The organism is Streptomyces sp. LS1784 (assembly GCF_020103755.1).
GTDB lineage: Bacteria > Actinomycetota > Actinomycetes > Streptomycetales > Streptomycetaceae > Kitasatospora.
In genome coordinates this window covers 1-6,743 of record NZ_JAHSQD010000453.1, presented here as the reverse complement: position 1 = coordinate 6,743, position 6,743 = coordinate 1, and the positions used below count along the sequence as shown (strand labels likewise).

The window sequence follows — 6,743 nt, the reverse complement described above, 5'->3', positions numbered from 1 at the left end:
GGCGGTCCAGCCGGTGGCGGTGGGGGTGAGCAGGCCGCGGGCCACGAGGGCGGCCAGGGCGGGGCGGTCGCCGGGGGCGAGGTCCTCGGGGCGCAGCCGGCCGCCGTTCCGGACGGCGGCGAGGTAGAGGGCCCGCTCGGCCGGGCCGGGCTCATCGGTCATCGCGGGCGCCTCGCATCAGCCAGCCGAGCTGGAAGAGGGTCTGCGCGCCGTAGCGGTCGCGCAGCCGGGAGATGTGGGCGGCGACGGTGCGTTCGCTCAGGCCCAGCCGGGTGGCGACGGCGCGCTGGGTGAGGCCGCGGGCGAGCAGCCGGCCGACGCGGTCGGCGATGGTGCGGGTGGGCGCCTGGCCGACGGCGGCGGCCTCGGCGGTGTCGGCGCGTGCCCAGTCGCGTTCGAAGGTGCCGACCAGGTAGGTGATGGTGGCCGGGTCGGTGATGAAGGCGGCGGTGCTGTTGTCGTCGTTGGCGGAGATCACGGCGACGGACCGGTCGAAGACGATCAGCCGCTGGAAGGGCTCGTCGAGCACGCGGATGAGCGAGCCGTGCCGGGTGACCTCCTCGGCGTAGGCGAGGGCGGGCGGGTCGGCGAGGGCGACCGGCTGGTAGATGGTGCGCAGCGAGCAGCCGCGCTGGAGCAGCTGGACGTCCTGGAGGAGGGCGACCTGGAGGGTGTCGGCGGGCCGGTGGCCCGGCTGTGCGGTGAGGACCTCGGAGCGGCAGTCGGAGACCAGCTGGGAGATCCGCTGGCGGATGTGGACGTGCCCCTCGACGTGGACGGCGCCGCCGGCCCGGCCGGTCGGGCGGGGCATCGCGTCGTAGGCCCGGGTGAGGCTGTCCAGGGCGCCCGGGAGGTTCTCCGCGCGGACCAGCAGCCGGGTGGCCTCGCTGCGCAGTTCGGCGCCCAGGCGGTCGCTGACCGAGCGCGGACTGACCGCGGTGTAGCAGCGGTCCATCGGGTTGACCATCAACAGGCCGATGTCGATGAGCTGTTGGAGCGCGCCCCGGTCGGCGTCCGCGACCTCGCCGGTGGGGACGCGGCCGCCCTCGGCGATGATGGCCAGGTACAGCTGCCGGGCGGCCTCGTCGGGCTCCTCGCCCACGGGCCCGTGGTGCGGCGTGACCGCCGGTTCCGCCGTCACGTCGCACTCTCCCTGCCGGATGCCTCTCCCCTGGTGCTGCCCGCGCTCCCCGCCGCGCGAGTCGCGGCACCGGTGGGCCGGGCGGGCTCACGGTACCGGTGGGCCGGTACGGCGTGATCATGGGTCAGGCGGTCACGGTACCGGGCGGGACGGCGGGCCCCCGGGTCCGGGTGCCGTCGCACGCCGGGTCGTCCGGGGGCCGCCATCGGTACGCCAATGCCAGGGCGCTCCCGTCGAGGCGGAGCAGCAACGCCTCGACGGGTCCGGCTCGGAGGCCATCACCACACATGGCACCGGCCGGCGCTCTTCCCCCCCGTTCCGTGGGCGCGGGGTGTCGCGCCTGCGGTCAGTTTCGAAGAGCGAGTCGCCACCATCAGGCTGCGGTGCCTGGACGACTTGGCGTGTCTCCACCCTCACAGCGTGACGGCCGGTGAACAAGTGCCGCCCGAGTGCATGTTCGCGCAATTGCAGTTATCTGCAGGCCGGCGCGGATGCGGCGGATCGGACGGTGGGGCGGATTCCGGTCAGGGCCCGGGCCCGCAAGGGGTGTCGGCGCTGCCCGGCACCCCTGCTGGTTGGCCGTGCACCGTCATCCCAGCCGTGCACGTTCCTGCATCCGCGGCGTGCTCCTGAGCTGCGCGTCCGCGCGCGGGGACGGACGCGCCGCCGCGGCCTCAGCGGGCGAGCAGCCGCCCCCGCGCCAGCCCGGCCGCGGTACCGCTCGCGGCGAGCACCCAGGCGAACGCCAGCAGCAGGTACAGGCCGACGGCCAGCCCGCTGAAGCCCCCGAAGCCGGTGTGCCGGGCGAGCGCCGAGGCACCGGTGACGCAGGTGCCGACCGGGAAGGTGTACGCCCACCAGGTCATCGCGAACGGCATCCCGGCCCGCCGGGCGCGCAGGTTGGCGGTGAGCGCGACGGCCAGCCAGAGCATCGCGACGCCGATCACCGCCACGCCGTACAGCTCGGCGAGGTCGACCATGGCGGGCGCCAGCGCGGGCAGCACCGGGCGGGCGGCGTCGGCGAGCTGGTGGACCGCGGTGACGGACTGGCCGAGCGGGCCGAGCACCAGGAACAGCGAGGGGGTGAGCGCCAGGGCGGGCAGCTTGCTGTGGAACAGCCCGGTGAACACCACCGGCAGCAGCACCAGGGTGGCCAGCAGACCGACCCCGAACAGCGCCCAGCAGCCGTACAGCATGGCCTGCTGCGCCGTCCCGGCCGGCAGGTGCGGGACGAGCGCCGGGCCGCAGGCGGAGGCGACCAGCGGGGCGACCACCGGCAGCAGCCAGGTCGGGTTGGCCTCCAGAGCGGAGACCGGGTGCCGGGTGATCATCAGGTACGGGATGCCGCCGGCCACGGCCAGCGCGTACAGGGTGCCGAGGCTCCACAGCACCGCGTCCAGGGCGACCGCCGGGCCGGTGCCGATGACCCGGGAGCCGAGCAGCAGGGTGCCCAGCCCGACCGCCAGCAACGCCATCGGCGGGCAGCCGTAGAAGACCGCGGTGGCCGGGTTGTCCAGCAGCTGGGCGCGGGCCGCCTCGCGGTGCCGGGTGAGGTGGACCAGCCGGGCCCCGGCCAGCACCAGCAGGGCGGCCAGCGCGAGCGCCCACATCACCTCGCCGAAGCCGGTCAGCCCGGGCAGCCGCACCGGCAGGACGGCGGCGCCGTTCGCCAGGATCGCGGTGCCCATCACGGCGGCGTACCAGTTGGGGCCGAGCTGGGCGAGGTCGAGCCGGGGGCGGACGGCGGGGCGGGCGAGGGGACGGATACCGGCCAGAGTGGACATACCCCCACCGTCGCCCGGAAGACCGGCGGCCGGTAGCGCCCGGACTTCTATGGGGGCATAGCCTGAACCTATGGCCCTCTCCTCGCACGTCCCCGAACTCGGCGCCCTGGAACTGCTGCTCGCGGTGGCCCGGCTGGGCAGCGTCGGCAGGGCGGCGGCCGAGCTGGGCGTCAGCCAGCCGACCGCCAGCGCCCGGATCAAGGGCATGGAGCGGCAGATCGGCCTCCCCCTGCTGGACCGCTCGCCCACGGGCAGCCGGCCGACCGAGGCCGGCCGGCTGGTGGTCGAGTGGGCCCGGCAGGTGGTGGAGGCGGCGCAGGCACTGGACGCCGGGATCGACGCGCTGCGCGAGCGGCGGGACGCCAAGCTGCGGGTGGTGGCCAGCCTGACCGTCGCCGAGTACCTGATGCCCGGCTGGCTGCTGGGCCTGTCCGAGGCCAGCCCGGGGACGGCGGTGACACTGCGGACGGCGAACTCGGCGGAGGTCGCCGGGCACGTCCTGGCCGGGGACGCCGACCTCGGCTTCATCGAGGGCTCGTCCACCCCGCCCGGCCTGGCCGGCGCGGTGGTGGCGGCGGACCGGCTGGTGGTCGTGGTGGCGCCCGGCCACCCGTGGGCGCGCCGCCGCGCCCCGCTGACCGGAGCCGAGCTGGCGGCCACCCCGCTGGTGCTGCGCGAGCCCGGCTCGGGCACCCGGGAGGTGCTGGAGACGGCCCTGCGGCCGTACGGGGGCGCGGCGCGGCCCCGGATGGAGCTGGCCTCGTCCACCGCGCTGAAGGCGGCGGCGATGACCGGGGCGGGGCCGGTCTGCCTGAGCGAGCTGGCGGTGATGGAGGAACTGGCCACCCGGCGGCTGGTCGAGGTGCCGCTGGTGAAGGAGCTGGACCTGCGGCGGCCGCTGCGCGCGGTGTGGCCGGCCGGGCAGCGGCCGGGCGGGCCGGCCCGGGAGCTGCTGGGGCTGACCCGGCAGTCCGTCGCGCGTTCACCGAGAAGTCGGGCAGAAGCCGAGCCCGAAAAAGGTTGAGTGGAATAGACTCAACTTAGTGCATGCTGTACGTAGCAGTGCGGCGATGCGCGACAGCGGGTACGCGGCGCTGTACGCAGCAGCAGTGAAAGACGACGAGGGAGGACCCCCCAGCAGTGGACGCCAGCAAGTTCACCACCAAGACGCAGGACGCCCTGTCCGCCGCGATCCGGCAGGCGGGCACGGCCGGCAACCCGGACGTCAGGCCGGTGCACATCCTGATCGCCCTGCTGGAGCAGCCCGAGGGCATCGCCCGGCCCCTGCTGGAAGCGGTCGGGGCCGATGTCGCCCGGGTCGACACCGAGGCCCGCCGCCAGGCGGCCGCGCTGCCCAGCGCGATGGGCTCGACGGTCGCCGCGCCGCAGCTCGCCCGGGACACCATCGCGGTGCTCACCCAGGCCGGCAAGCGCGCCGACGACCTGGACGACCAGTACGTCTCCACCGAGCACCTGATGGTCGGCCTGGCCGCCGAGGGCGGCCAGGTGGCCGAGCTGCTGGTGCACCAGGGCGCCACGCCGAAGGCGCTGCTCGCCGCGTTCAAGGACGTCCGGGGCAGCGGCCGGGTCACCTCACCGGATCCGGAGGGCACCTACAAGGCGCTGGAGAAGTACGGCACCGACCTCACCCAGGCCGCCCGGGACGGCAAGCTCGACCCGGTGATCGGCCGCGACCACGAGATCCGCCGGGTGGTCCAGGTGCTCTCCCGCCGGACCAAGAACAACCCGGTGCTGATCGGCGAGCCCGGCGTGGGCAAGACCGCCGTGGTCGAGGGCCTGGCCCAGCGCATCGTGGCCGGCGACGTGCCGGAGTCGCTGCGCGGCAAGCGGCTGGTCGCGCTGGACCTCGGCGCGATGGTCGCGGGCGCCAAGTTCCGCGGCGAGTTCGAGGAGCGGCTGAAGGCCGTCCTGAACGACATCAAGGCCTCCGACGGCCAGGTCGTCACCTTCATCGACGAGCTGCACACCATGGTCGGCGCGGGCGCCGGCGGCGACTCCGCGATGGACGCGGGCAACATGCTCAAGCCGATGCTGGCCCGCGGCGAGCTGCGGATGGTCGGCGCCACCACGCTGGACGAGTACCGCGAGCGGATCGAGAAGGACCCGGCCCTGGAGCGCCGCTTCCAGCAGGTGCTGGTCGGCGAGCCCAGCGTGGAGGACTCGATCGCCATCCTGCGCGGCCTCAAGGGCCGGTACGAGGCGCACCACAAGGTACAGATCTCGGACGCCGCGCTGGTCGCCGCGGCCACTCTGTCCAACCGCTACATCACCTCCCGCTTCCTGCCCGACAAGGCGATCGACCTGGTCGACGAGGCGGCCTCCCGGCTGCGGATGGAGATCGACTCCTCCCCGGTCGAGATCGACGAACTCCAGCGCTCCGTGGACCGGTTGCGGATGGAGGAGCTGGCCCTGGAGAAGGAGTCGGACCCTGCCTCGGTGGACCGGCTGGCCCGGCTGCGGCGCGACCTCGCCGACAGGAACGAGCAGTTGAGCGTGCTGACGGCGCGCTGGGAGCAGGAGAAGAAGAGCCTCAACCGGGTCGGCGAGCTCAAGGAGCGGCTGGACGACCTGCACGGCGCGCTCGAACGCGCCCAGCGCGACGGGGACTTCGAGCGGGCGTCCAAGCTGATGTACGCGGAGATCCCGGCCGCCGAGAAGGAACTCACCGACGCCCAGGAGCGTGCCGCAGACCAGGACGCCTCCGCCTCGATGGTCAAGGAGGAGGTCGGCCCGGACGACGTGGCCGACGTGGTCGCCTCCTGGACGGGCATCCCGGCGGGCCGGCTGCTGGAGGGCGAGAGCGCCAAACTCCTGCGCATGGAGGAGGAGTTGGGCAGGCGCCTGATCGGCCAGGCGGAGGCCGTTCAGGCCGTCTCGGACGCGGTGCGGCGCACCCGCTCCGGAATCGCCGACCCGGACCGCCCGACCGGCTCCTTCCTCTTCCTCGGCCCGACCGGCGTCGGCAAGACCGAACTCGCCAAGGCCCTGGCCGACTTCCTGTTCGACGACGAGCGGGCGATGGTCCGGATCGACATGAGCGAGTACGGCGAGAAGCACTCGGTCTCCCGCCTGGTCGGCGCCCCGCCCGGGTACGTCGGATACGAGGAGGGCGGCCAGCTCACCGAGGCGGTCCGCCGCCGCCCGTACAGCGTCGTGCTGCTGGACGAGGTGGAGAAGGCGCACCCGGAGGTCTTCGACGTCCTGCTCCAGGTGCTGGACGACGGGCGGCTCACCGACGGCCAGGGCCGCACGGTGGACTTCCGCAACGCCATCCTGATCCTCACCTCCAACCTCGGCAGTCAGTACCTGGTCGACCCGGCCACCCCGGAGGCGGAGAAGCGGGAGCTGGTGCTGGGCACCGTCCGGTCCGCGTTCAAGCCGGAGTTCCTCAACCGGCTGGACGACATCGTGGTCTTCGAGCCGCTGGGCACCGGCGAGCTGAGCCGGATCGTCGACCTCCAGGTGGCCCGACTGGGCGAGCGGCTGCAGGAGCGGCGGCTCACCCTGGAGGTCTCCGAGGCCGCCCGCGACTGGCTGGCGCTCACCGGCTACGACCCGGCGTACGGCGCCCGCCCGCTGCGCCGACTGGTGCAGTCCGCGATCGGCGACCAGCTGGCCCGGGCGATCCTGTCCGGCGCGGTGCACGACGGGGACACCGTCCTGGTCGAGCGGGACGAGGCGGGCGACCGCCTCACCGTCCGCGGCCGGGGGCCGCTGGAGAAGTAGCGCCGCCGGGCGTCCGGCGCACGGGCCGCTCCCTCCGCTCCGGCGGCCGGGGGCGGCCCGTGCCGCACCCG

General features: G+C 74.4%; 4 protein-coding genes. 2 read left to right on the top strand and 2 right to left on the bottom strand.

Annotation, left to right across the window (positions count from 1 at the left end; all coding sequences use genetic code 11):
• Positions 1–151: 151 nt before the first annotated feature.
• Together KS423_RS34355 and KS423_RS34350 are read right to left on the bottom strand one after the other, a co-directional pair.
• A complete protein-coding gene (locus KS423_RS34355; RefSeq protein WP_224283671.1) occupies positions 152–1,141 on the bottom strand; it encodes a LuxR C-terminal-related transcriptional regulator in 990 nt (329 codons plus the stop codon).
• A gap of 674 nt (positions 1,142–1,815) precedes the next feature.
• The gene (locus KS423_RS34350; RefSeq protein WP_224283670.1) at positions 1,816–2,925 is read right to left on the bottom strand and encodes a TDT family transporter; all 1,110 of its coding nucleotides are present in this window, start codon (positions 2,923–2,925) and stop codon (positions 1,816–1,818) included.
• Between the two features lie 70 nt (positions 2,926–2,995).
• Between KS423_RS34350 and KS423_RS34345 the strand changes: the two genes are divergently transcribed.
• A complete protein-coding gene (locus KS423_RS34345) occupies positions 2,996–3,949 on the top strand; it encodes a LysR family transcriptional regulator (protein WP_224283669.1) in 954 nt (317 codons plus the stop codon).
• 116 nt (positions 3,950–4,065) lie between these two features.
• Positions 4,066–6,672, top strand: a complete 2,607-nt coding sequence (gene clpB, locus KS423_RS34340) for an ATP-dependent chaperone ClpB (RefSeq protein WP_224283668.1) — start codon at positions 4,066–4,068, stop codon at positions 6,670–6,672.
• The last annotated feature ends 71 nt before the right edge of the window (positions 6,673–6,743 follow it).

Coding starts and splice junctions, on each gene's coding strand:
- KS423_RS34350 (WP_224283670.1), bottom strand. CDS start 2,925: ATGTCCACTCTGGCCGGTATCCGTCCCCTCGCCCGCCCCGCCGTCCGC.
- KS423_RS34345 (WP_224283669.1), top strand. CDS start 2,996: ATGGCCCTCTCCTCGCACGTCCCCGAACTCGGCGCCCTGGAACTGCTG.